Source organism: Kitasatospora phosalacinea (assembly GCF_030268885.1).
Lineage (GTDB): Bacteria > Actinomycetota > Actinomycetes > Streptomycetales > Streptomycetaceae > Kitasatospora > Kitasatospora phosalacinea_C.
Map to the genome: position 1 here is coordinate 67563 of NZ_BSSA01000020.1, position 24702 is coordinate 92264.

Annotated in this window: 25 protein-coding genes; 12 read left to right on the plus strand and 13 right to left on the minus strand. The window is 75.6% G+C overall.

Annotated features, from left to right (window positions below):
• Window positions 1-78 precede the first annotated feature (78 nt).
• Genes QSK52_RS25580 through QSK52_RS25590 form a run of 3 tightly spaced genes read right to left on the minus strand, consistent with a single transcriptional unit; the run spans window position 79 to window position 2840 of the window.
• Window positions 79-1134, minus strand: a complete 1056-nt coding sequence (locus tag QSK52_RS25580; RefSeq protein ID WP_285738500.1) for an ABC transporter substrate-binding protein — start codon at window positions 1132-1134, stop codon at window positions 79-81.
• 37 nt (window positions 1135-1171) lie between these two features.
• The gene (locus QSK52_RS25585; protein WP_285738501.1) at window positions 1172-2026 is read right to left on the minus strand and encodes an ABC transporter permease; all 855 of its coding nucleotides are present in this window, start codon (window positions 2024-2026) and stop codon (window positions 1172-1174) included.
• Window positions 2016-2840, minus strand: a complete 825-nt coding sequence (locus QSK52_RS25590) for an ABC transporter ATP-binding protein (RefSeq protein WP_285738592.1) — start codon at window positions 2838-2840, stop codon at window positions 2016-2018. The genes QSK52_RS25585 and QSK52_RS25590 overlap by 11 nt, the downstream gene beginning before the upstream one ends.
• Window positions 2841-3087: 247 nt before the next feature.
• Between QSK52_RS25590 and QSK52_RS25595 the strand changes: the two genes are divergently transcribed.
• The 4 genes from QSK52_RS25595 to QSK52_RS25610 all read left to right on the plus strand — a co-directional run bounded on the left by QSK52_RS25595 (window position 3088) and on the right by QSK52_RS25610 (window position 6634).
• Window positions 3088-4692, plus strand: coding sequence for an ATP-binding protein (locus QSK52_RS25595; protein ID WP_285738502.1), 1605 nt, complete (start codon window positions 3088-3090; stop codon window positions 4690-4692).
• Entirely contained in the window at window positions 4689-5387 is a 699-nt protein-coding gene (locus QSK52_RS25600) for a response regulator (protein WP_285738503.1), read from the plus strand. The genes QSK52_RS25595 and QSK52_RS25600 overlap by 4 nt, the downstream gene beginning before the upstream one ends.
• A 93-nt stretch (window positions 5388-5480) precedes the next feature.
• A complete protein-coding gene (locus QSK52_RS25605; protein WP_285738504.1) occupies window positions 5481-6221 on the plus strand; it encodes a class I SAM-dependent DNA methyltransferase in 741 nt (246 codons plus the stop codon).
• 71 nt (window positions 6222-6292) lie between these two features.
• Window positions 6293-6634, plus strand: coding sequence for a VOC family protein (locus tag QSK52_RS25610; protein ID WP_285738505.1), 342 nt, complete (start codon window positions 6293-6295; stop codon window positions 6632-6634).
• A gap of 52 nt (window positions 6635-6686) precedes the next feature.
• On the opposite strand, the gene QSK52_RS25615 is transcribed toward QSK52_RS25610, so the two are convergent.
• The 3 genes from QSK52_RS25615 to QSK52_RS25625 all read right to left on the minus strand — a co-directional run bounded on the left by QSK52_RS25615 (window position 6687) and on the right by QSK52_RS25625 (window position 8764).
• Entirely contained in the window at window positions 6687-7418 is a 732-nt protein-coding gene (locus QSK52_RS25615; RefSeq protein WP_285738506.1) for a phosphatase PAP2 family protein, read from the minus strand.
• Window positions 7415-8062: a DedA family protein gene (locus QSK52_RS25620; RefSeq protein WP_285738507.1), complete on the minus strand. Its 648-nt coding sequence runs from the start codon at window positions 8060-8062 to the stop codon at window positions 7415-7417. Before QSK52_RS25620 ends, QSK52_RS25615 begins: the two co-directional genes overlap by 4 nt.
• A 153-nt stretch (window positions 8063-8215) precedes the next feature.
• On the minus strand, window positions 8216-8764 hold the full coding sequence (locus tag QSK52_RS25625; protein WP_285738508.1) for a hypothetical protein: 549 nt from the start codon (window positions 8762-8764) through the stop codon (window positions 8216-8218).
• A gap of 141 nt (window positions 8765-8905) precedes the next feature.
• Here QSK52_RS25625 and QSK52_RS25630 point away from each other — a divergent pair, with 141 nt between their 5' ends.
• The gene (locus QSK52_RS25630) at window positions 8906-9583 is read left to right on the plus strand and encodes a response regulator transcription factor (RefSeq protein ID WP_285738509.1); all 678 of its coding nucleotides are present in this window, start codon (window positions 8906-8908) and stop codon (window positions 9581-9583) included.
• A complete protein-coding gene (locus QSK52_RS25635) occupies window positions 9576-10943 on the plus strand; it encodes a sensor histidine kinase (protein WP_285738510.1) in 1368 nt (455 codons plus the stop codon). Before QSK52_RS25630 ends, QSK52_RS25635 begins: the two co-directional genes overlap by 8 nt.
• Before the next feature lie 20 nt (window positions 10944-10963).
• Here QSK52_RS25635 and QSK52_RS25640 read toward each other — a convergent pair whose 3' ends face one another.
• From QSK52_RS25640 to QSK52_RS25660, 5 genes are all read right to left on the minus strand, one after another.
• A complete protein-coding gene (locus QSK52_RS25640; RefSeq protein ID WP_285738511.1) occupies window positions 10964-11650 on the minus strand; it encodes a response regulator in 687 nt (228 codons plus the stop codon).
• Window positions 11647-13017 (minus strand): sensor histidine kinase, encoded by a 1371-nt coding sequence (locus QSK52_RS25645; RefSeq protein ID WP_285738512.1) that lies wholly within the window; start codon window positions 13015-13017, stop codon window positions 11647-11649. Before QSK52_RS25645 ends, QSK52_RS25640 begins: the two co-directional genes overlap by 4 nt.
• Window positions 13018-13155: 138 nt before the next feature.
• A complete protein-coding gene (locus tag QSK52_RS25650; protein WP_285738513.1) occupies window positions 13156-14004 on the minus strand; it encodes an ABC transporter permease in 849 nt (282 codons plus the stop codon).
• Window positions 14001-14963 (minus strand): ABC transporter ATP-binding protein, encoded by a 963-nt coding sequence (locus QSK52_RS25655; RefSeq protein ID WP_285738514.1) that lies wholly within the window; start codon window positions 14961-14963, stop codon window positions 14001-14003. The genes QSK52_RS25650 and QSK52_RS25655 overlap by 4 nt, the downstream gene beginning before the upstream one ends.
• A 97-nt stretch (window positions 14964-15060) precedes the next feature.
• On the minus strand, window positions 15061-15684 hold the full coding sequence (locus QSK52_RS25660; RefSeq protein ID WP_285738515.1) for a TetR/AcrR family transcriptional regulator: 624 nt from the start codon (window positions 15682-15684) through the stop codon (window positions 15061-15063).
• Window positions 15685-15778: 94 nt separating this feature from the next.
• On the opposite strand from QSK52_RS25660, the gene QSK52_RS25665 reads away from it, so the two are divergent.
• The 6 genes from QSK52_RS25665 (at window position 15779) to QSK52_RS25690 (ending at window position 22680) form a co-directional block, all read left to right on the plus strand.
• Window positions 15779-16633 (plus strand): class I SAM-dependent methyltransferase, encoded by an 855-nt coding sequence (locus QSK52_RS25665; protein ID WP_285738516.1) that lies wholly within the window; start codon window positions 15779-15781, stop codon window positions 16631-16633.
• Between the two features lie 56 nt (window positions 16634-16689).
• Window positions 16690-18156 carry an aminotransferase class I/II-fold pyridoxal phosphate-dependent enzyme gene (locus QSK52_RS25670; RefSeq protein ID WP_285738517.1) on the plus strand — a complete coding sequence of 489 codons (1467 nt, stop codon included), beginning with the start codon at window positions 16690-16692 and terminating at the stop codon, window positions 18154-18156.
• Window positions 18153-18668 carry a CinA family protein gene (locus tag QSK52_RS25675; protein ID WP_285738518.1) on the plus strand — a complete coding sequence of 172 codons (516 nt, stop codon included), beginning with the start codon at window positions 18153-18155 and terminating at the stop codon, window positions 18666-18668. Before QSK52_RS25670 ends, QSK52_RS25675 begins: the two co-directional genes overlap by 4 nt.
• A gap of 80 nt (window positions 18669-18748) precedes the next feature.
• Window positions 18749-21211, plus strand: a complete 2463-nt coding sequence (locus QSK52_RS25680; protein ID WP_285738519.1) for a molybdopterin oxidoreductase family protein — start codon at window positions 18749-18751, stop codon at window positions 21209-21211.
• Entirely contained in the window at window positions 21208-21690 is a 483-nt protein-coding gene (locus QSK52_RS25685) for a hypothetical protein (RefSeq protein ID WP_285738520.1), read from the plus strand. Before QSK52_RS25680 ends, QSK52_RS25685 begins: the two co-directional genes overlap by 4 nt.
• A 27-nt stretch (window positions 21691-21717) precedes the next feature.
• On the plus strand, window positions 21718-22680 hold the full coding sequence (locus QSK52_RS25690; protein WP_285738521.1) for an LLM class F420-dependent oxidoreductase: 963 nt from the start codon (window positions 21718-21720) through the stop codon (window positions 22678-22680).
• Window positions 22681-22708: 28 nt separating this feature from the next.
• On the opposite strand, the gene QSK52_RS25695 is transcribed toward QSK52_RS25690, so the two are convergent.
• Entirely contained in the window at window positions 22709-23431 is a 723-nt protein-coding gene (locus QSK52_RS25695; RefSeq protein ID WP_285738522.1) for a Mut7-C RNAse domain-containing protein, read from the minus strand.
• Between the two features lie 73 nt (window positions 23432-23504).
• Window positions 23505-24692: an alcohol dehydrogenase catalytic domain-containing protein gene (locus tag QSK52_RS25700; protein ID WP_285738523.1), complete on the minus strand. Its 1188-nt coding sequence runs from the start codon at window positions 24690-24692 to the stop codon at window positions 23505-23507.
• Window positions 24693-24702: the final 10 nt, after the last annotated feature.

Consider the following 24702-nt stretch of genomic DNA (forward strand, 5'->3'; position numbering starts at 1 on the left):
CGGCACGGCGGCGGCCCCGCCCCCCGCTGTCCGGGAAGGGGGCGGGGCCGCCGCGGTGACCGGCCGTCAGCCGGTGGTTCAGCCGGCGGCCCTGGCGACGAACTCGGTGGTGTAGGTCTTCGCCAGGTCGATGCTCGCCTCCTTGCCCTGCACGTCCGGGTGGAAGGCGGCCAGCACCGACAGGACGGTCTTCGGGCCGTCGGCGGGCATCACGCCGTCGGTGGTGAACATCGGCAGGGTCGCCTTGATCGCGGCCGCGTACTCGGCGGCGCCGCCCTGCGCGTAGTCGGCGGGCATCTGGGCGGCGATCTCCTCCGGGGTGTGGGTGTTCATCCACTTCAGGGTCTTCACGAAGGCGTCGGCGAGCTTCTGCACGGTGTCCTTGTTCGCGTCCACCCACGCGGTGTTCATGTACAGCGAGGAGGACGGGTACAGCCCGCCGAGCGCCGCCTTCGAGCCCTCGGGGGTGCGCATGTCGTACAGCACGGTGCCGAGCTGCTTGGACAGGATGTTCGCCACCGTCGGGTCGGTGGTCATGCCCGCGTCGATCGAGCCCTGCTGGAGCGCGGCGATGAAGGTCTGGCCCGCGCCGACCGCGATCGGGCTGAACTCGCTCGCGCCGACGCCGTTCTTGACCGCCAGGTACTTGGTCAGGAAGTCGGTGGAGGAGCCGATGCTGGTCACGCCCAGCTTGCGGCCCTTGAAGTCCGCACCGGACCTGATCGCGTCGGCCTGCTTCGCGGAGACCACCTCCACCTCACCGGGGGCCTGCGAGAACTGGACGACCGACTCGACGCTCTTGCCCTTGGCCTGCAGGTCGATGGTGTGGTCGTAGAAGCCGACCGCGCCCTGCACGTCGCCCGCCAGCAGCGCGGTGGTGGCGTTGACGCCGGCCGGCTCGCTCAGCAGCTCGACGTTGACCCCGGCGTCGGCGAAGTAGCCCAGCCGCTGGGTCAGCATCGCGGGCAGGTAGATGACCTTGTCCAGGCCGCCGACCATGATCTTGACGGTCGGCCCGTCGACCTTCTTCCCGGCGGGGGCGGCCCCGTTGTGCGAGGTCGCGGCGTCGTTGGCACAGGCGGCCAGCGGCAGCAGGAGGACGGCGGCGAGGGCGGCGGCAGCGGTTCTGCGCATGGTGGGGGAGCCTCTCTGGACGAAAAGGGAGCGGGGGTCAGCGGCCGTCGCCGGCGTCGGCCGGCTTCCAGCGGAACAGGCGCTTCTCGGCGAAGGTCAGCAGGCCCTCGGTGAACAGCGCGACCACGGCCAGGATGGTCATCGCGGCGTACACGCCCGCCGCGTTGAAGGTGCCCTGCGCGGCCGCGACCATCAGGCCCAGGCCCTTGGTGGCGCCGATGTACTCGCCGACGATCGCGCCGATCAGCGCGAAGCCGAAGCTGACGTGCAGGCTGGTGAAGATCCAGGTGGTGGCGGCCGGGACGACCACCTGCAGGGTGACCTTCCGGTTGCTCGCCCCCAGGATCCGGGCGTTGGCGACCAGGTTGCGGTCCACCTCGCGGGCGCCCTGGAAGGCGTTGAAGAACACCGGGAAGAACACCAGCACCACGGCCGAGGCGACCTTGGAGGCCGGGCCCAGGCCGAACCAGATCAGGAAGATCGGGGCCAGCACGATCCGCGGGATCGCGTTCAGCACCTTGATGTACGGGCCGAACACGTCCGCCAGGAACCGCACCCGGCCCAGCGCGATGCCCAGCAGCACGCCGCCGACCACGCCCAGCACCCAGCCGGTCAGCGCCTCGTAGAGGGTGTAGCCGATCTGCTCGCCCAGCGAGCCCTGCGCGGTGCCGTGGGTGACCCACTGCCGGATCTGGTCCCAGATCCTCGACGGCTGGGAGAAGTTGAACGGGTCGATCACCCCGGTGCGGGAGCACACCTCCCACAGGCCCAGGAACCCGGCCAGCACGGCGGCCCGGGCCCCGTACACGCCCACCTTCCGGTTGCGGGCCGCCCGTTCGCGCACCTCGGTGCGGGAGGCGGCGGGGGCGGCGACGGCGGTCTCAAGCGGCACGACCCGCTCCTCTCTCACGGGTGATCCGGACCTCTTCGCCCAGCGAGGCCCAGATCTCGCGGTACAGCTCGACGAAGCGCGGCTGCAGGCGGACGGCCTCCACGCTGCGCGGGCGCGGCAGGTCGACGGTGAAGACCTCCTTGACGGTGGCCGGTCCGGCCGTCATCACCACCACCCGGTCGGCCAGCGCGATCGCCTCGTCCAGGTCGTGGGTCACGAAGACCACCGAGGAACCGGTGCCCGCCCACAGTTCGAGCAGCTGGTCGGACATCAGCGCCCGGGTCTGCACGTCCAGCGCCGAGAACGGCTCGTCCATCAGCAGGATCCGCGGGTCGTTGACGAAGGTCTGCGCCAGCGCGACCCGCTTGCGCATGCCGCCGGAGAGCTGGTGCGGGTAGCGGTCCTCGAACGCCGACAGGCCCACCCGGGACAGCCAGTCGCGGGCCCTCTCCCGCGCCTCGTCGGCCGGGACGCCGCGGAACCGCGGCCCGGCCATCACGTTCGACAGCACCGTGCGCCACGGGAACACGGCGTCCTGCTGGAAGACGAAGCCGACGTGCCCGTTGATGCCGGACACCGGCTCCCCGTACACCCGCACCTCGCCCTCGGTGGGCTCCTCCAGGCCGCTGACCAGCGTCAGGGTGGTGGACTTGCCGCACCCCGTCGGGCCGACCACGGCGACGAACTCGCCCGGGGCGACGGTCAGGTCGAGCTCCCGGACGGCGGTGTGCAGGGTGCCGGACGGCGTCCGGAAGCGTTTGGTCGCCCCGGTCAACTCGATCGCCGGGACGGCCCCGGCCTCGTGCGGGTCCACGTGAACCACCTACCTCCTCGGCCGGCTCCCTCGCCGGCCCGCTGCTGTGGACCGGGACGCTACGAGCACGGGCGGGGGCCGCGGGAGCCTTGCGGGCTTAACGCGGCTTTGCGGTGTTGAGGACTGTTGTGCTCGTTTTGCTTCCGCTACAACAACCAGGGCCGGGGCTGACAGAAACACGCCGGAAACATAGGGTGGCCCCCCACCCCGAACCCCCGGACCGGGCCTGAGCAGGAAGGACACCCCGATGGGACGACCGCGCCGACCCCGCCGGGTCTTCGCCCAACTGCTGCTCAGCCAGACCGTGGTGACCGTCGCCGTCACCGCCGTCACCGCCGGGCTGTTCCTCGCCCCCGTCAGCGCCGAACTCGACCGCGACGCCATGCAGCGCGCCCTGTCCATCGCCCAGGTCACCGCCACCGACCCGGCCGTCGCCCGGGCCGCCGCCGACCGCGACGCCGCCACCGCGCAGGACATCGCCGAACGGATCCGGCGCGCCAGCCACGCCGAGTTCGTCGTCGTCACCGACGACCGCGGCATCCGGCTCTCGCACACCGACCCGACCCGGATCGGCCTGCCGGTCTCCACCGACCCCGGGCCCGCGCTGCACGGCGAGAGCGTCACCGCCATCCAGGACGGCACCCTCGGCCGCACCGCCCGCGGCAAGGTCCCGCTGCGGCTCGCCGACGGCCGGATCGTCGGGGAGGTCTCGGTCGGCCTCAGCGACGACTCCATCCGCGGCCGACTGGTCTCGATGGCGGGCGGCATCCTGCTCTGCGCCGGAGCCGGACTGGCCGTCGGCCTCGCCGCCACCCTCGCCCTGGCCCACCGCCTCAAGCGCCGCACCCACAACATCGCGATCGCCGACATCGCCGCCCTGCTGATCGAGCGCGAGGCCATGCTGCACGGCATCCGCGAGGGCATGCTCGCCCTCGACGCCGCCGGACGGATCCGGCTCGCCAACGACGAGGCGCTGCGCCTGCTCGCCCTCCCCGAGGAGTGCACCGGCCGCACCGTCGACGACCTGCTGCCGCCCGGCCGCCTCGCCGACGTGCTCACCGGCCGGGTCGAGGGCGCCGACCTGCCCGCCGTCCGCGACGACCGCGTCCTGGTCGTCAACCGGATGGCCACCGCCGACGGCGGCGCCGTCACCACCCTCCGCGACCGCACCGAACTCGAATCCCTGGTCCGGGAGCTGGACCACACCCGGGGGCTGACCGAGGCCCTGCGGGCCCAGGACCACGAGCACGCCAACCGGATGCACACCCTGCTCGGCCTGCTCGAACTCGGCCGCCACGACCAGGCCGCCGCCTTCATCTCCGAGCAGTCCGGCACCCAGGCCGCCCGCGCCGCCCGGATCGGCCGCCACGTCCAGGACCCGCACGCCGCCGCCCTGCTGGCCGGGAAGGCCGCCGTCGCCGAGGAGCGCGGCATCCGGCTCGCCGTCACCCCCGACAGCCACCTCCCCGACACCCTGCTCGACGCCCGCGCCCTGGTCACGGTCCTCGGCAACCTGGTCGACAACGCCATGGACGCCGCCCCCGGCGGGACCGTCGAGGTCCGGCTGCGCACCGCCGGGACCACCCTGCTGGCCGAGGTCGCCGACAGCGGCCCCGGCATCCCGCCCGAACTGTGCGAACGGGTCTTCGAGGAGGGCTGGACCAGCAAGGACGCCCCCGCCCACCGCCCCCGCGGCCTCGGCCTCGCCCTCGTCCGCCGCCTGGTCGAACGCACCGGAGGCCGACTCGCCGTCGGCACCGGCCCGCTCGGCGGCGCCCGCTTCACCGTCGAACTCCCCGAGGCCCTGCGCACCGCCGGGCCCCTCCCGGAACACCTGCTGGAGCACGCATGATCGACGTCCTCGTGGTCGACGACGACTTCCGGGTCGCCGACGTGCACGCCGCCTACGTCGCGAAGGTCCCCGGCTTCCGGGTCACCGGCACCGCGCACAGCGCCGCCCAGGCCTACGCCGCGCTCGAACGCACCCCCGTCGACCTCGTCCTGCTCGACCACCACCTGCCCGACGAGACCGGGCTCGTCCTGGTCCGGCGGCTGCGCGAGGCGGGCGTCCGGTGCGACGTCATGATGGTCACCGCCGCCCGCGACGTCTCCACCGTGCACGCCGCCATGCAGCACGGCGCGCTCCAGTACCTGGTGAAGCCGTTCAGCTTCGCCGGGCTGCGCGACAAGCTCACCGCCTACGCCGACCTGCGGCACGCCCTCGCCGGACCGGCCGCCCGGGAGACCTCCCAGGACGAGGTCGACCGGATGTTCGCCGCCCTGCGCACCGGCTCCGCGCCCGCCGCCGCCCTCCCCAAGGGCCACAGCGCCCCCACCACCGACCTCGTCCTGGACGCCCTGCGCCGGGCCGGCACCGCCCTCTCCGCCCAGGAGGTCGCCGACGCCACCGGCCTCTCCCGCTCCACCGCGCAGCGCTACCTCAAGCAACTCGCCCGGGACCGCCGCCTGCGGCTGTCCCTGCGCTACGGCGACACCGGCCGCCCCGAGCACCGCTACCTGCTCGCCGCCGCCCCCGCCGCCCGCTGACCCCGCCGTCCGCCGCCCCCGCCGCCACCGCCCGTTCGGGCGGGCCACAAAATGCTTCGACAGCGCTCCCGGCGCCCGGCAGAGTGGATGCCCATGACGAGCAGCGAACTGTGGAGCCGTGAGACCGCCGAGCGCTACGACGCCGAGGAGGCCGGGAACTCCTCGGCCGCCGCCCTCGAACCGACCCTCGCCTTCCTCGCCGCGCTCGCCGACGGCGGCCGGGCCCTGGAGTTCGCCATCGGAACCGGCCGGGTGGGCGTCCCGCTCCGGGAGCGCGGCGTGCCGGTGACGGGCATCGAGTTCTCCCCGCACATGGCGGCGGTGCTGCGGCGCAAGGTCGACGAGGAGACCCTCCCCGTGGTCATCGGGGACATGGCCACCACCGTTGTCCCCGGCGGGTTCACCCTGGTCTACCTCGTCTACAACACCCTCACGAACCTGCTCACCCAGGACGAACAGGTCGAGTGCTTCCGCAACGCCGCCCGCCACCTGGAGCCCGGCGGCCGGTTCGTCGTCGAGCTGGGCGTCCCGCCGCTGCGGTTCCTGCCGCCCGGCCAGGTCGCGGTGCCGTTCGACGTCTCCGAGGGGCACCTCGGCTTCGACACCTTCGACCTGGTCGACCAGCTCCTCGTCTCGCACCACCTCACCCGCGACGGCGCCGACGGCCGCTACCGCCGCGACGCCTCCCGGCACCGGTACGCCTGGCCGGCCGAGCTCGACCTGATGGCGCGGATCGCCGGGCTGGCGCTCGAACGCCGGGTCGCGGACTGGGACGGCAGCCCGTTCACCCAGGACTCCGCGAAGCACGTCTCGGTGTGGCGCAAGCCCGCCTGAACCCGCCCCGCGCCCGCCCGGCCCGTCCGGGCCGCCGCGGGTTGTCGGTGGCCCTGGTTAGGGTGGCGATCATGAGTCTGTCAGCAGTGATGATCACGGTGGACTGCGCGCAGCCGCAGGAGCTGGCCCGGTGGTGGGCCACCGCGCTGGGGGGTGAGATCGCCGAGGACCACGGCGACTTCGTCATCGTCCGCGCGCAGCCGGTGGCCCTGGGCTTCCAGCGGGTGGCCGAGGAGCGACGGGGCAAGAACCGGGTGCACGTCGACTTCGCCGCCGTGCCCGGCACGGGCATGGCGGGGGAGGTGGAGCGACTGGTCGCGCTGGGGGCGAGCGTCGTCGGCGAGCACAGCGTCCCCGGCCTGACCTGGACGGTGCTGCAGGACCCGGCGGGCAACGAGTTCTGCGTCCACTGAGGCGTACGGCCGCCGGGCCCGCCCCCGCGCTAGCCGACGACCGCGTCGGCGGCTAGCGCGGGGGCGGGCCGTCCTGCGGCAGGTCCGCCGGCGCTCCGGCCCGGCGCGTCCGGCCCGGACCGGCCGGGAGCCTCCGCAGCAGGCACCCGCCCAGCGCCAGCCAGCAGCCCGCGAGCAGCCAGCCGCCCAGCACGTCCAGCGGCCAGTGCACGCCCAGGAAGACCCGGGTGCAGCCGATCACCCCCGCGAACAGCACCGCCCCCGCCACCGCACCCCGCGCCGCCCGCGGCCGGGCCCGCGCCACCGCCCAGGCCAGCAGCCCCGCCGACAGCGCCGAGGTGAAGGCGTGCCCCGACGGGAACGCGAACCCCGAGGCGTCGAACGCCCACCCCGCCGCGGGCGGCCGCGGCCGGGCGAGGCCCCGCATCAGCCCCTGCCGCAGCAACTGCCCCGCCACCAGCCACACCACCGGCGCCAGCAGCACCGCCGCCGTCCGCCGCTCCGCCGCCGTCCGCCGCTCCGCGGACCGGCCGCCCGCCCGGACGCACACCGCACCCGCCGCCAGCGCCAGCACGTACGGGAAGACGTCGGTGCCCAGCGCCGTCACCGCCACCGCCACCTCCCGCGCCCCCTCCGGCCGGTGCGCCACGCCCCAGCGCACCGCCGCCGCCTCGAAGCCGAACGGCCGCCACCCGCGCACCGCCAGCACCACCGCCAGCAGCGCGAACGCCCCGCCGCAGGCCGCGGCCCACGGGGCGGGGCGCCGCAGTCCCGGGCCGGTCACCGGGCTCCGGCCCGGCGGCGGGAGCGGAGGAGCTCCAGGGCCAGCGGCAGCAGCGACACCGCCACCACCAGGGCCACGATCGGCAGCAGGTAGTGGTCCACGTTCGGGACGGACGAGCCGAGGGCGTACCCCGCCAGCACCAGCCCCGCCGTCCAGAGCAGACCGCCGACCACCTGCCAGAGCGTGAAGGTCCGCACGTCCACCCCCAGCGCGCCCGCCAGCGGGTTCAGTACGGTGCGCACCACCGGGACGAAGCGCGCCAGCACCACCGCCTTCGCGTGCCCGTACCGGGACAGGATCTCCTCGGCCCGCTCCGCCCCCCGGAGCAGGTGCTCGTTGCGCGAACGGGCCAGCAGCGCCCGGCCGCCCCGCTTCCCGATCAGGTACCCGGTCTGCGCCCCCGCCAGCGCGCCCACCACGGCGGCCGCCAGCACCTGGCCCAGGTTCAGGTGCGGCCCGCCGTGCCCGCTCGTGGTGCACAGCAGCCCCGCGGTGAACAGCAGCGAGTCGCCCGGCAGGAAGAACCCGACCAGCAGGCCGGTCTCCGCGAACATCACCACGGCGATGCCCAGTGCGCCGAACGAGGCCAGCAGTGAGCCCGCGTCCAGGGGGTTGACGGCCAGCAGGGCCGAGGAGGGGAGCATCGTCGAAGCGCCTTTCCGCGGAGCGCCGGAGCCGGACGGCCCCGTCGGCACCAGCATGGTCCAACCGTGCTGAACGGTTCCTGAAGACCTGAAGACGCCTTCAGGAAACCGCCCGTCCGGCCCGGGCACGGGCGGCGGGCCGGGCGGCGGGCGTCAGCCGCCGAGGACGGTGTTGCCGGTCGGCTCGCCGGTGGCGCCGTCCACCGTCACCAGGTGCCGGACCCCGTCCGGCCCCAGCACCACGGCCTCCCAGGCCCGGCCGCCGTCGGCCGCGGCGACCGCGCGCAGCGACTCCACCCGGCCGCCCGGCACCGCGGCGGCCGCCCTCGCCACCGCGTCGGCGGCGGCCAGCGAGGGCAGCGGCGCCGGGGCCGGACGGTCCGGCCGCCGGTCGCGGCCCTGCTGCCGCTGCTCGGCCCGGCCCTCGCGCCCGCCCCGGTCGTGCCGCCCCCCGCGCGGCCCGTCGCCGGGCCGCCGCCCGTCGTGCTCCCCGTCGCGGGCCGCGGCCTTCCCGCCGTGGTGCCCGTGCCGGTCGTGGTGCCCGGCGGCGACGGCCGCCGCCCCGCCGCCGACCAGCAGCGCCGCGACCGCGACCCCGCCGCCCCAGCGCGCCGCCCGCCCGCGCAGCCATCCCGGCAGCGCCCGTCCGGCCGCCGACCGCCCCGCCGTCACCGGCTGCCCCGGCTGTTCCTGCTCGTCCACGTCCCCGGCTCCCGTTCCCCCCTGCGCGTCCGGGCACCACGCCCGGGCGGGCCCCGTGACACCGGGGCGCGCTGAAGGGTAGCCGAGCCGACCTGAAGACACCTTCAGCCCCCCGCCCCGCGGAGCTGCCACCCTGGGGGTATGCGCGTACTGGTGGTGGAGGACGAACGGCGGCTCGCCCTGGCGATCAAGCACGGCCTGGAGGCGGAGGGCTTCCACGTCGACACCGTCCACGACGGGCTGTCCGGACTGGCCCGGGCCACCGACCACTCCTACGACGTGGTCGTCCTGGACATCATGCTGCCCGGCCTCAACGGCTACCGGGTCTGCGCCCGGCTGCGGGCGGCGGGCAGCGACGCGGGCATCCTGATGCTCACCGCCAAGGACGGCGAGTGGGACGAGGCCGAGGCGCTCGACACCGGCGCCGACGACTACCTCTCCAAGCCGTTCTCCTTCGTCGTCCTGGTCGCCCGGCTCAAGGCCCTCGCCCGCCGGATCGGCTCCCGCGCCCCGCGCCGCGCCGTCCTCGGCGACCTGGTGGTCGACTCCGCCGCCCGCACCTGCACCCGCGGCGGTACCCCGATCGCGCTCACCCCGCGCGAGTTCGCCCTCCTCGACCACCTGGCCCGGCGGGCCGGGGAGGCCGTCTCCAAGCGCGAGATCCTCGAACAGGTCTGGGACGCCGCCGCCGACAGCGACCCCAACACCGTCGAGGTGCACATCAGCGCGCTGCGCCGCAAGATCGACGCCCCGTTCGGCCGCACCGCCCTGCAGACCGTGCGCGGCGCGGGCTACCGGCTGGAGCCCGACGGTGGTTGAACGGTTCGCCGCGCTCCGGGGCCGCCTCGTCCGCTCCGCCCCCCGCTCCGTACGGGCCCGCACCACCATCGCGGCCTGCCTCGCCGTCGCCGCCGTCCTGCTGGTCGCCTCCGCCGCCGTCCTGCTGCTGATGCGGGCCGACCTGCAGCGCAGCGTCGAGGCCGGGGCCCGCGAACAGGCCCTCGCCGTCGCCGCCCTCGCCACCGACGGACACCTGCCCGGCGAACTGCCGCTCGACCACGGCACCGACTTCATCCAGGTCACCGGCCCGGACGGGCGCGTCGTCGCCGCCAGCCAGAACCTGGCCGGCCACCCCGCCCTCGCCCCCACCGGCACCCACGACGGCCACTCCACCTTCGACCTGGGCGCCCTCGGCGACGAGCACCACCAGCGCGTCACCACCCTCACCGCCGACACCCCGAACGGCCCGCTCACCATCCGGGTCGGCGCCTCCCTGCACACCGCCGACACCGCCGAGGACCTCACCACCGCCGGGCTCGCCGCACTCAGCGCCGTCCTGGTGGCCACCGTCGGCGTCGTCACCTGGCACACCACCGGACGCGCGCTGCGACCCGTCGAGGCGATCCGCTCCGAGGTGGCCGGGATCGGCGACCGCGACCTCGACCGGCGCGTCCCCGAACCCGGCAGCGACGACGAGATCGCCCGGCTCGCCCACACCATGAACGCCATGCTCGACCGCCTGGAGTCGGCCGGGGTCCGGCAGCGCCGCTTCATCGCCGACGCCTCCCACGAACTGCGCAGCCCGCTCGCCGTGCTCCGCACCCAGCTGGAGGTCGCCCACACCCACCCCGACCAGGGCGTCCGCGCCGAGATGGTCGCCGGGGCGCTCCAGGACACCGACCGGCTCCAGTCCCTCGCCGCCGACCTGCTGCTGCTCGCCCGCCTCGACGCCACCGGCCACGGCGCTCCCCGCGAGACGCTCGACCTCGCCGAGCTCGCCCGCACCACCGTCGCCGCCCGCCCCCGGGTCGAACTGCACGCCCGGGACGGCGCCCTGGTCCTCGGCAACCGCCTCTGGCTCGGCCGCCTGCTCACCAACCTCCTCGACAACGCCCAGCGCCACGCCCGCACCCGGGTCACCGTCCGGGTCGACGCCGACCCCGCCGACGGCACCGTCCTGCTGGACGTCACCGACGACGGCCCCGGCATCGACCCCGCCGACCGCGAGAGGGTCTTCGAACGCTTCACCCGCCTCGACGACGCCCGCAGCCGCGACGACGGCGGGACCGGCCTGGGCCTCTCCATCGCCCGCGACATCGCCGCCCTGCACGGCGGCACCCTGACGATCCTCGACGGCCCGGCCACCACCTTCCGCACCGTCCTGCCGGGGGCGGGCTGAGACCCGCTGCGCGGGGTGGGTCACGTGCGGTGCGGGGCGGGCGGGTTGGGGTGGGTCAGGCCCAGGTCGTAGGCGAGGATGACGGCTTGGACGCGGTCGCGGGCGCCGATCTTGGCCAGGACGCGGCCGACGTGGGTCTTGACGGTGGACTCGGAGAGGACGAGGCGTTCGGCGATCTCGCCGTTGGTCCAGCCGTGGCCGACGGCGAGCAGGATCTCGCGTTCGCGGCCGGTGAGGGCGGCGAGGCGGGGGTCGTCGGTGGCGGGGCCGGACGGGCGGGCGGGGAGGCGGTGGGCGTAGGCGTCGAGCAGGCGGCGGGTGACGGCGGGGGCGACCACCGCGTCGCCGCAGGCCACGGCGCGGACGCCCGCGAGGAGTTCCTCGGGACGGGCGTCCTTGAGGAGGAAGCCGCTGGCCCCGGCGCGCAGGGCGGCGTGGGCGTACTCGTCGAGGTCGAAGGTGGTGAGGACCAGGACCCGGGAGCGGCCGCCCGAGGCGACGATCAGCCGGGTGGCCTCGATGCCGTCCATGCCGGGCATCCGGATGTCCATCAGCACCACGTCGGGCCGCAGTTCGGCGGTCAGCCGGACCGCCTCCGCGCCGTGCCCGGCCTCCCCGGCGACCGAGGTGTCGGGCTGGCTCTCCAGCAGCATCCGGAAGCCGAAGCGCTGCAGCGGCTGGTCGTCGACGATCAGGACGGTGGTCACACCGGGCCTCCGGCCGGGTCGAGGAGGGACGGGGAGGGAGGGACGGGGAGCGCGGTCTCCGGGTCGGCGGCGGGCGTGACGTCCAGGTCGGCGACCACCGACCAGCCCCCGCCGGGGGCCGGGCCCGCCGTGACGGTGCCACCGTACAGCGCGGCCCGTTCCCGCATGCCGGTGAGGCCCTGCCCCTCGCCGGGCGCTGCGCCGGTCGGCGTGCCGGGCGCGGCCGCGGGCGCGGGGACGCCGCGGGGCGGGCCGCCGTCGTCGACGCGGACCCGCAGCCGGGTGCCGGAGAGCGCGACGGAGACCCGGGCGCGGGCCGACGCCCCGGCGTGCTTGAGGGTGTTGGTCAGGGCCTCCTGGACGATCCGGTAGACCATCAGCTGCACGCCGCGGTCCAGCGTCTCCAGGGCGCCCTCGGTGCGGTGCACCACCTCGGGCCCGGCGGCCCGGATCCGGCCGCACAGGTCGGCCAGGTCGGCGATGCCGGGCTGCGGGGCGAGCGCGGGGCCGTCGCCGTGCTCGCGCAGCACGCCCAGCATCCGGCGCAGTTCGCCGAGGGCCTGCCGTCCCGCGTCGCCGATCAGGGTCAGGGCCTCCCGGCCGCGTTCGGGGGAGGAGCGGGCCGCGTACGCGCCGCCGTCCGCGAGGGTGATGATCACGGACAGGTTGTGGCCGATGATGTCGTGCATCTCGCGGGCGACCCGGGTGCGTTCGGTGGCGGCGGCCAGGCGGCTGCGCTGGTCGCGTTCCAGCTCCAGCCGGGCGGCCCGTTCGCGCAGGCCCGCGAGCTGGGCGCGGCGCACCCGCACCGCGATGCCGAGGGCGACGGCGGCGGTGACCGCGGCGGTGAGGAAGAACAGCACGTCCCACACCGGGACGGCCGAGGACAGCCGGGCCGCGACCAGGCCGATGCCCAGGGCGGTGACGCCGAGCGCCCGGGCGAGGTCGCGCAGCCGCCCGTGCAGGGCCAGCGCGTACAGCGCCAGCAGCAGGGCCGCGTCCGCCCGCAGGGCCGCGCCGAGCGACCACTGCAGCAGGAACACCGCCGTCACCGCGGCGAACGCGGTGCCCGGTCGGCGGCGGCGCCACAGCAGCGGCAGCAGCAGTGCGGCCTGGAAGGCCAGGACGGCGGGCAGCGGCAGGTGGGTGAAGGCGAGGCGGTGCCCGCGCGGGCCCTCGCCGTCGCCGTCGTGCACCAGGTCGGGCACGCAGAGCGCGAGGGAGGAGACGGCCACCACGGCGGCGTCCAGCAGCCACGGGTGCCGGTCGGCGGGCCCGCGCAGGCGCTGCCCGGCCCGGGCCAGGAGGTCGAGCAGCGGCGCGCCCTCGGAACCCTTCGGGTGGTGGGGGAGGACCGGATCGTGCACGGGAAGCCCCAGGGTGGTCGGACGGAGTGCGCCGCGCTGCCCGGACGGCGCAGGGCCGTCCGGGCAGCGCGACAGGTCAGTGTGCCAGGCGTCGTGCCGGTGCCGGGCGCGGCGCCGGTGTCGCGCCCGGCACCGGCGTCAGGCGTCGCGCCGCACCAGGCGCACCGCGCCGCCCGCGAGCGCCGCCGCCGTCCAGAGCGCGAACACGGCGAGGCCGGCGCCCGGCGACAGGGTGGTGCTGTCGTGGTGCAGGGCGAACACCGCCTCGCCCGCGTTGCTGGGCAGGTAGGGGCTGATGTGGCTGTGCCAGGAGGTGGGCAGCAGGGAGACCAGGCCGGGCACCAGCATCAGCGAGGCGACCAGCACCGAGATGCCGCCCGCGACCGAGCGCAGCAGCATGCCCAGCGCGACGCCGATCACACCGACCAGGGCCAGGTACAGGCCCGCGCCGAACAGGCCGCGCAGCACGCCCGGGTCCGAGAGGGCGAGGGCGGCCCGGGTGCCGGAGAGCACGTTGCTGCCGATCAGGAAGGCCACGAACACGCCGACGGTGGCCGGCACCAGCGCGACCACCCCGTACACCAGGGCCTTCGCCCAGAGCACCGGCAGGCGGCGCGGCACCGCGGCCAGGGTGGAGCGGATCATGCCGGTCGAGTACTCGCCCGCCGCGATCAGCACGCCCAGCACGCCGAGCGCGAGCTGCGCGAAGTTGGTGCCGAACAGCGACAGGGTGAGCGCGTTCGCGTCGGCGAAGTCCCGTTCCATCGGACGGCCGGAGTTCAGCCGGGACTTGAACTGGAAGGCCGCGATCAGGCCGAACGCGACCAGGAAGAACAGCCCGAGGCCGAGGGTGATCCAGGTCGAGCGCAGCGACCAGGCTTTCGACCACTCCGAGCGCAGCACCCGGACGGCGGTGACCCGGTACGCGGGCCGGGCCGGGCGTTCGGCGGCGGACGGGGTGGCGGGGGTCGGGGCGATGGTGCTCACGCGGCGCTCCTCGACGTGCTCGAAGTGGCGGGGGTGGGGTCGGCGGGGGCGGTGGCGGAGCCGTGGTACTCCACGGCGTCCCGGGTGAGGTCCATGAAGGCCTGCTCCAGGGAGACCGTCCGGGTGGCCAACTCGTAGAGGGCGATGCCGTGTTCGGCGGCGACGGTGCCGATCCGGCGGGCCGTCAGGCCGGTCACCTCCAGCTCCTCCGCGCCGCTGCGGCCGGTGATCTCCACACCCGGCCCGGTGAGCAGTCCGCGCAGCCTCGCCGGGTCGGCGCAGGCGACCGTGACCCGGTCGCCGCCGGCCTGCCGGACGAGTTCCTGCACGGTGGTGTCGGCCAGCAGCCGGCCCCGGCCGACCACGATCAGGTGGTCGGCGACCAGCGCGACCTCGCTCATCAGGTGCGAGGAGACGAACACCGTCCGCCCCTCGGCGGCCAGGCCGGTGAGCAGGTTGCGGATCCACAGCACGCCCTCCGGGTCGAGCCCGTTGACCGGCTCGTCCAGCATGACGGTCGCCGGGTCGCCCAGCAGCGCCGCCGCGATGCCCAGCCGCTGCCCCATGCCCAGCGAGAACGCCCCGGCCCGCTTGCGCGCGACCGACTCCAGGCCGGTCAGGCCGATCACCTCCTCGACCCGGGAGCGCGGGATGCCGTGGGTGTGCGCCAGCGCCGTCAGGTGGTGGAGGGCCGAGCGCCCCGGGTGGATCGACTTCGCCTCCAGCAGTGCGCCCACCTCCTGCAGCGGCGCGGCGTGCTCGGCGTAGCGGCGGCCGTTGACCCGCACCGATCCGGAGGTGGGCGCGTCCAGGCCGACGACCATCCGCATGGTGGTCGACTTCCCGGCGCCGTTCGGCCCGAGGAAGCCGGTCACGCTGCCCGGCCTGACGGTGAAGTCCAGCCCGTCGACGGCGGTCTTCTCGCCGTAACGCTTCGTCAACTGCTGCGCCTCGATCATCGGCCCGCTCCCTGCCGTCACCCGGCCGGGACCGTCCCGACCGCCTCGTGGCCACGCTAGGCGCGGCGCGGGCCGGGACGGCGGCACCCGGGGACGATCATCCGCCGTCCGGTGGTACCGCGGTACTACCCCCTTCGGGTGCCGGTACCAGCGCGGCGACCAGACGGCGGATCAGCTCCGGGGGGTCGTCCGTCCCCGCGTGAGCGTGCATCAGCAGGTGGTGGACGGTGCCGACCAGGGCGAGCGCGAGCACCGGGGCGTCGGCGGCGGGGGAGAGGCGGCCCAGCCGCTGCTCGCCCGCCAGGTAGGCGGCCACCGCGGCCTCCACCGTGCCCGGCCCCGGCGCGCCCTCCCGCCAGGCCCGCTCCACCCGCCGGGCGACGCCGCTGCGGGAGACCGCCGCGGCGGCGACCACCGGCCCGTTCGCGCCGAGCAGGGCGAGCGCGGCCCCGGCCAGGTTCTCCCGGAGGTCCCCCCGTCCGGCCCGGTCGGGCAGCGGGGCGACCTCGGCGGCGACCTTCGCGAAGCGGTCCAGGACGAGTTGCGCGACGAAGTCGTCCAGGTCGGCGAAGTGGTTGTACAGCAGCCCCTTCGCGCAGTCGGCCTCCTCGGTGACCGAGCGGTTGGTCAGCCCGGCCGGTCCCTCGCGGGAGAGCACCCGTTCGGCCGCGGCGAACAGCCGCTCCCGGACGTCGGGGATCGCTACGCCGCGCGGTGACATGGGGGGCCTCCCGGGTGCTCTTGCCAGTATGGGCGTTCGCCCATAGCGTGGGTATGGGCGAATGCCCATACTAGCTCCCGGACGAGGAGGACCCATGTCCGCACCGGTCGACACCGCACAGTCAGACGCCTGGAACGGCCCCGAGGGCCGCCACTGGAGCGACCACCAGGACCGCTGGAACGCCGTCAACGAAGGCTTCAACGCCCCGCTGCTCGCCGCCGCCGCGATCGACGCCGCCACCCGCGTCCTCGACGTCGGCTGCGGCGCCGGGCAGACCACCCGGCTCGCCGCCCGCACCGCCGCCGCCACCCTCGGCCTCGACCTCTCCGGCCCGATGCTCGCCACCGCCCGCGCCCTCGCCGCCGCCGAGGGCCTGGAGCGGATCGCCTTCGAGCAGGGCGACGCCCAGGTCCACCCGCTGCCCGACGCCGCCTTCGACGTCGCGATCAGCCGCTTCGGCGTGATGTTCTTCGCCGACCCGGTCGCCGCCTTCGCCAACCTCGCCCGCGCCCTGCGCCCCGGCGGCCGCCTCGCCTTCGTCTGCATGGCCGACCCCGCCCGCACCGAGTGGATCGCGGTGCACGACACCGCCCGCGCCCTGCTCGGCGTCCCCGCGCAGGAGCCCGGCCTCGCCGACGGGCCCGGCATGTTCTCGCTCGCCGACCCCGCCCTCGTCCGCCGCACCCTCGACGCGGCGGGCTTCGACCGCGTCCGCACCGAACCCGTCGAGGCCGCCGGACGCTTCGGGCGCGACGCCGAGGACGCCGCCGACCTGCTGCTCGGCTCCGGCCCCGGCCGCCACCTGCTCACCCTCCTGGAGCCCGGGCGGCCCGACGCCGCCGCCCCCCGCGTCCGCGCCGCCTTCGCCGCCGCCCTCGCCCCCCACCAGGGCCCCGACGGCATCCGGCTGCGCACCGCGGCCCACCTGGTCACCGCCGTCCGCCGCTGAGCCGTCACCCCGGCCGGGCTCGTTTCACCCTCCGCGGCGAGGGCAGACGCGCCGGCATGGACCAGTCGCAAGCGCCGGTGCTGGAAGCCCTCGCGGCCTTCCACGCCAACCCCCTGACCGTCTTCACCCCGCCGGGCCACAAGCAGGGGCGGGGCACCGACCCCCGCGTGCTGGCGGTCCTCGGGGCGGACGTGTTCCGCTCCGACGTGCTGGCCAGCGGCGGCCTCGACGACCGCACCGACTCGCGCGGCATCCTGCCGCACGCCCAGGCGCTGATGGCCGAGGCGGTGGGCGCCGAGTACACCTTCTTCTCCACCTGCGGCAGCTCCCTGTCGGTGAAGGCCGCGATGCTCTCCGTCGCCGGGCCGCACGAGGAACTGCTGGTCGGCCGGGACGCCCACAAGTCCGTGGTGGCCGGGCTGATCCTGGCCGGGATCCGCCCGGTCTGGGTCGACCCCTCCTGGGACCCCGACCTGCACCTGGCCCACCCGCCGCGCGCCGAGGCGTTCCGGGCCGCCCTGGAGCGCCACCCCGACGTCAAGGGCGCCCTGGTCACCTCGCCCACCCCGTACGGCACCTGCGCCGACCTGGAGGGCATCGCCGAGGTCTGCCACGCCGCCGGGAAGCCCTTGATCGTCGACGAGGCGTGGGGCGCGCACCTGCCCTTCCACCCCGACCTGCCGCAGTGGGCGATGGACGCCGGGGCGGACGTGTGCGTCACCTCCGTCCACAAGATGGGCTCCGCCCTCGAACAGAGCTCCGTCTTCCACCTGCAGGGCGACCTGGTCGCCCCCGACGCGCTCAAGCAGCGCGAGGACCTGCTCGGCACCACCAGCCCCTCCGTCCTGATCTACGCCGCGCTCGACGGCTGGCGCCGCCAGATGGTCCAGCACGGCCACGAGCTGTTCGGCTCCGCGCTGGCGCTCGCCGCCGACGTCCGGGAGCGGATCGAGGCCCTCGACGGGCTGCACGTCCACGGCCGCGAGGACTTCTGCGGGCCCCGACTGGCCGCCGACCTCGACCCGCTGCAGGTCATCATCGACGTCTCCGCGCTCGGCACCACCGGCTACCGGGCCGGGGACTGGCTGCGCTCCTACCACCAGCTCACCCTGCACGTCTGCGACCACCGCCGGATCAGCGCCCAGCTCACCCACGCCGACGACGCCACCACCGCCGACGCCCTGCTGCACGGCCTGCGCGAACTCGTCGCCGCCGCGCCCACCCTGCGCCCCGCCACCACCGTGCACGTCCCCGACCCGGGCGAGCTGCGGCTGGAGCAGGCGGACCTGCCGCGCGACGCGTTCTTCGGCCCCACCGAGCAGGTGCCGCTGGCGAAGGCTTCCGGCCGGATCGCCGCCGAGATGCTCACCCCGTACCCGCCCGGCATCCCCGCGGCCCTGCCCGGCGAGCGGCTGAACGACGCCGTCCTGGACTACCTGCGCACCGGACTGGACGCGGGCATGCTCGTCCCCGACAGCGCCGACTCCGACCTGGCGACCGTCAAGGTCGTCCGCGAGGCATGAGCACCGGCGCGCCCCGGCCCGACCTGCCCGACACCGCCGTCCTGGCCCGGCAGGTCACCGCCGCGCTCACCGCCGCCGGGCACACCGTCGCCACCGCCGAGTCCCTCACCGCCGGGCGGCTCGCCGCCGCCCTGGCCGACGCCCCCGGCGCGGGCGGGGCCTTCCTCGGCGGCGTCGTCGCCTACGCGGCCGAGGTCAAGACCGGACTGCTGCGGGTGGACGGCGCCCTGGTCGCCGAGCAGGGCACCGTCCACCCCGAGGTCGCCGCCCAGATGGCCGAGGGCGTCCGGGCCCTCACCGGCGCCACCTACGGCCTGGCCACCACCGGCGTCGCCGGGCCCGCCCCGCACGACGGCCGCCCCGTCGGCACCGTGCACGTCGCCGTCAGCGGCCCCCGCGGCACCCGCACTGCCCGCCCCGACCCGCCCACCGACCGGCCCGCCGACGTCCTGGCCACCTCCGTCGAAGCCGCCCTGCGCCTGCTGCGCGACGCACTGCGCCCCGAGGGCTGAACCCGCCGCAGCCGAGTGTGCCGCGCGGACCCCCGGGTAGACGCGCCGGCCGTCGGACGGTGACACACCGAGGAGGAGAGATGCGCGACCGGATCGACCGGATCGCCGAACCCTGGGGCGACCGCACCCCCTACCGGCCCGGTCAGCCCTGGCCGGTGCGCCGCGACGCGTACCTGACGGGGGACGGGGTGGACCGCTGGGTGCCGACCGCCTCGCTGCTGCACTCCAACGGCGACGCGATGGACGTCGCGGTGCGCGACGGCCGGATCGTCGGGGTGCGCGGCCGGGCGGACGACCGGGTCAACCGGGGACGGCTCGGCCCCAAGGACCTGTTCGGCTGGCAGGCCAACCACGCCGACGACCGGCTCACCGTGCCCCTGGTGCGACGGAACGGCCGCCTGGAGGAGAGCGACTGGGACACCGCGATGGGCCTGGTCGTCGAACGGAGCAGGCACCTGCTGGACGCGCACGGCCCCGGCTCGATCGGCTTCTACACCTCCGGCCAGCTGTTCCTGGAGGAGTACTACACCCTCGCGGTGATCGCCCGCGCGGGCATCGGCACCAACCACCTGGACGGCAACACCCGGCTGTGCACCGCCACCGCCGCCGAGGCGCTCAAGGAGACCTTCGGCTGCGACGGCCAGCCCGCCTCGTACACCGACGTCGACCACTGCGACACGCTCGCGCTGTACGGCCACAACATGGCCGAGACCCAGCCCGTGCTGTGGATGCGGGTGCTGGACCGCCTCGCCGGGCCCGAACCGCCCCGGCTGCTGTGCGTCGACCCGCGGCCCACGCCCGTCGCCGCCCGCGCCGAGGTGCACCTCGCGCCCCGGATCGGCACCAACGTCGCGCTGCTCAACGCGCTGCTGCACGAACTCGTCCGCACCGACCGGATCGACCACGCGTACGTGGACGCGCACACCGTCGGGTACGCCGAGCTCGTCGCGGGCGTCGAGAAGTGCACGCCCGAGTGGGCCGCGCGGATCTGCGACGTGCCCGCCCGGGAGATCCGGCGGGCCGCCGAACTGCTCGGCGACGCGCGGAGGTTGCTCTCCACCGTGCTGCAGGGCGTCTACCAGTCGCACCAGGCCACCGCCGCCGCCGTCCAGGTCAACAACATCCAGCTGGTGCGCGGCATGCTCGGCCGCCCCGGCTGCGGCGTGCTGCAGATGAACGGGCAGCCCACCGCCGAGAACACCCGCGAGTGCGGCGCCGACGGCGACCTGCCCGGCTTCCGCAACTGGGAGAACGCCGCGCACGTCGCCGAACTCGCGAAGCTGTGGAACGTGGACGTGGACCGCATCCCGCACCACGGGCCCCCCACCCCCGCGATGCAGATCTTCCGGTACGCCGAGCAGGGCTCGATCAAAATGCTGTGGATCTCCGGCACCAACCCGGCGGTCTCGCTGCCCGAACTCGCCCGGATCCGCGAACTCCTGCGCGCCGAAGGCCTGTTCACCGTCGTCCAGGACCTCTACCCGACCGAGACCGCGCTGCTCGCCGACGTGGTGCTGCCCGCCGCGACCTGGGGCGAGAAGACCGGCACCTTCACCAACGCCGACCGCACCGTCCACCTCTGCGAACAGGCCGTCCGGCCGCCCGGGCAGGCCCGCCCCGACCTGGACATCCTGCTCGACTACGCCCGCCGGATGGACTTCCGCGACCGCGACGGCGCCCCGCTGATCGGCTGGCACGACCCGCGCACCGCGTTCGCGGCCTGGCAGCGCTGCTCCGCCGGACGCCCCTGCGACTACACCGGCCTCAGCTACGAACTGCTGCGCGAGCGCGGCGGCGTCCAGTGGCCCTGCACCGCCGAGCACCCCGAGGGCACCGAACGCCTCTACACCGACGGCATCTCCTGGGCCGACCCCGACACCTGCGAGAGCTACGGGCGCGACCTGGTCACCGGCGCCTCCGTCTCCGAGACCGAGTACCGGGCGCTCAACCCCGACGGCAGGGCCGTGCTCAAGGCCGCCGAGTACCTGCCCCCGCACGAGGACGTCAGCGACGACTACCCGCTGCAGCTCACCACCGGCCGCACCCTCTACCACTTCCACACCCGCACCAAGACCGGCCGCACCCCCCAACTCGACGCCGCCGCCCCCGAAATGTGGGTCGAGATCGGCGCCGGGGAGGCCCACCGGCGCGGCCTCGGCGAGGGCGACCTGGTCGAGGTCGCCACGGCGCGCGGCGCCGTCCGGGCCCGGCTGCGGGTCACCGCGCTGCGCGACGGACTGCTCTTCCTGCCCTTCCACTACGGCTACTGGGACACCCCCGTCCGCACCGACCCCGGCGCCGACGGCGGGCGCGCCGCCAACGAGACCACCCCCACCGACTGGGACCCGGTCTCCAAGCAGCCGCTGTTCAAGACCGCCGCCGCCCGCCTCACCCGGCTCGCCCCCGCCGACGGCACCCCCGCCCCCGCCCCCACCACCGGCGCCGCCGCGCCCGCCGACCCCGCCGCCGCACCGCCCACCACCGGCGGCCCCGCCGCCCTCGCCGACCAGCGGCCCGCACCCGCACCGGAGGCCACCCCGTGAACCCCGTCGAAGCCGTCCTGCGCACCCTGCACGACGGCGAACTCGCCCTCCGCGACGACCTGCTGGCCGCCGCCGAGGACCACCGGGCCGAGCACGAGTTCCACCACGTCGCCACCGACACCGCCCGCTGGTCCGCGGAGCACGCCCGCCTGATCGCCGTCACCGCCGCCGCCCGCGACCTCCGGCTGCCCGCCGACCACGACCCCACCACCCTCACCCGGCTGCGCCGCAAGGCCGCCGCCGACCTCACCCCCCGACCGGACGGCCTCCCCGACCTGCTGGAGGCCCTGGCCGCGCTGCACCTCGCCGCCTCCCGCAACTCGCTGCACTGGGAGATGCTCGCCCAGGCCGCGCAGGCCGGCCGGGACGCCGAACTGCTGGAACTGGCGAGCCGCTGCCACCCGCAGACGCTCCGCCAGATGCGCTGGACCAACACCCTGATCAAGACGCTCGCCCCGCAACTACTGACCGCGAGCTGACCGCAACAGCCGCACCAGGAGGCACAGATGCGCATCGGATACACCCTCATGACCGAGCAGCGCGCCCCGCGCGACCTGGTCGCCGACGCGGTGCGCGCCGAACGCGCCGGATTCGACTTCTCGGTGATCTCCGACCACTACTTCCCCTGGCTGGACGAGCAGGGCCACGCCCCCTACGCCTGGGCGGTGCTCGGCGCCGTCGCACAGGCCACCGACACGCTGCCGCTGATGACGTACGTGACCTGCCCCACCGTCCGCTACCACCCGGCGGTGGTGGCGCAGAAGGCCGCCACCGTCCAACTGCTCTCCGAGGGCCGGTTCCGGCTCGGACTGGGCAGCGGGGAGAACCTCAACGAGCACGTGGTGGGCCGCGGCTGGCCGCCCGTCGCGGTCCGGCAGGAGATGCTCGCCGAGGCCGTGGAGATCATCCGGGCGCTGTTCGACGGCGGGTACGTCACCCACCACGGACGGCACTTCCAGGTCGACGGCGCCAAGCTCTGGGACCTGCCCGAGCAGCCCCCGCCGATCGGCGTCGCCGTCTCCGGCCCGGTCTCCTGCGCGACCGCCGGGCGGCTCGCCGACCTGGTGATCGCCGTCCAGCCGGAGCGCGAGCTGCTCACCGCCTTCGCCGAGGCGGGCGGCGCGGGCAAGCCCGCGGTCGGCCAGGTGCCGGTCTGCTTCGACCGCGACCGGGACGCCGCCGTCGAACGCGCCCACGCCCAGTTCCGCTGGTTCGGCGGCGGCTGGAAGGTCAACGCCGACCTCCCCGGCACCGCCGGGTTCGCCGCCGCCAACCAGTACGTCCGGCCCGAGGACGTCGCCGCCTCCATCCCGTGCGGCGACCGGGTCGAGGACTTCCTCGACGCCGTCCGCCCCTACGCCGAGGCCGGGTTCGACGAACTCGCGCTGATCCAGGTCGGCGGCGACAGCCAGCCCGCGTTCCTCGACTGGGCCGAGCAGGAGCTGCTGCCCGCGCTGCGCGCCGCCTGACCCGGTCGGGGGCGCGGCGGTACCCCGGTCAGCCGCCGAACTCGGCGACCGCCGCCGCCACGATCGCCTCCAGGCGTGCGTGGTGCGCCCCGCGCCAGTAGACCTGCCCGCAGTCGGCGCACTGCGCGAAGGCGTCGTACGAGCGCTCGGTCCCGTCCTCCAGGCGGTCCTGCACCGCCTCCTTGGCGGCGGCGCGCAGCGTGCCGTTGCAGGCGGTGCACCTGGTCCACGGGGCCAGCGGCGGCGCGAACCGGGAGAGCACGTCGCGCAGTTGGTCGGCCGGCCGGTGGCTGTAGACGTAGCCGCCGGCCCACAGCTCGCGCCGGTGCAGCAGGCCCCGGTCCCGGGAGAGCAGCACCCGCCGCTCGGCGGCCGACCGCGCGGCCAGCGCCGGGTCGCCGATGTCCACGCTCTCGTACGCGGCGTCGACGCCGAGCAGCCGCAGCCGGCGGGCCAGCGTGCCCAGGTGGACGTCGAGCAGGAAGCGGGCCGGCCCGGCCAGCCGCTGGGGCCTGGTCACCCCGAGCACCGCGACCCGGGCGCCCGGCCCGGCGACCCGGGAGGCGGGCACCGGCTCGCCGTCGACGCGCAGCCCGCCGACCTCGGTGAGCGGGACGCCCAGCGACTCGACCAGGTGCCCGAGCGTCGAGGCGCCGTCGGTCCGCACCGCCGCGAGCCCGTCGCGGTACCGGGCGCGGACGAACAGGTGCAGCTCGGGGGCGAACTCGATCCAGATCTCGGGTCTCTCCACGGCACCAGCATGCCAGCGGCCCCGAGCGGTCCCGCCCGGGCCCCCGTCCCGCCCGGGGGCCCGGCACGCGCGGTCAGGGCTTGAAGAGCACCTTGACCGCGCCGTCCCGCTTCTGCTGGAACATCGCGTACGCCTCCGGGGCCTCCTCCAGCGGCAGGTGGTGGGTGGCGAAGGAGTCCACGCCCAGCGGGTCGGCGTCGGTCAGCAGCGGCAGCAGCTCGTCCGTCCAGCGGCGCACGTTGGCCTGGCCCATCCGCAGCTGCACCTGCTTGTCGAACATGGTCAGCAGCGGCATCGGGTCGGCCGCGCCCCCGTAGACGCCCGCCACCGAGATGGTGCCGCCGCGCCGCACCAGCTCCACCGCCAGGTGCAGGGCCTGCAGCCGGTCCACCCCGGCCCGCTGCATCAGCGCCCGGGCCAGCGCGTCCGGCAGCAGGCCGGTGACGCGCTGCGCGGCGCCCGCGGCGGGGGAGCCGTGCGCCTCCATGCCGACCGCGTCGATCACGCTGTCGGGGCCGAGCCCGTCGGTCAGGTCGCGGACGGCCTGCGGCAGCTGCTTGGGCCGGTCGTTCAGGTCCAGCACCACCGCGCCGCGCTCCCGGGCCCGCTGCAGCCGCTCCGGGACGAGGTCGACCCCGATCACCTGCCGCACGCCCGGCCGCAGCAGCGCCATCCGCACGCACATCTCGCCGATCGGCCCCAGGCCCAGCACCAGCAGCGTGCCGCCCTCCGGCACCGCCGCGTACTCGAGGGCCTGCCAGGCCGTCGGCAGCACGTCGGAGAGGAACACGAAGCGGTCGTCAGGCGGCCCCTCCGGCACCTTCACCGGCAGCGTGTCGCCGAACGGCACCCGCAGCAACTCGGCCTGCCCGCCCGGCACCTGGCCGTACAGCTTGGTGTAGCCGAACAGCGCCGCGCCGCTGCCGTACTCGCGCACCTGGGTGGTCTCGCACTGCGAGTGCAGCCCGTTCGTGCACATCCGGCAGGTGCCGCAGCTGACGTTGAACGGCACCACCACCCGGTCGCCCGGGCTCAGCGTCCGCACCGCGCCGCCCACCTTCCGGACGACGCCCATCGCCTCGTGGCCCAGGACGTCACCCGGGTCCAGGAACGGCCCGAGCACCTCGTACAGGTGCAGGTCGGAGCCGCACAGGCCGGTCGACGTCACCTCCACCAGCACGTCCGAGGGGTCCTCGACCATCGGGTCGGGCACCTCCGTCACCCGGACGTCCCGCCTGCCCTGCCAGGTCACCGCACGCATCACGCGCTCC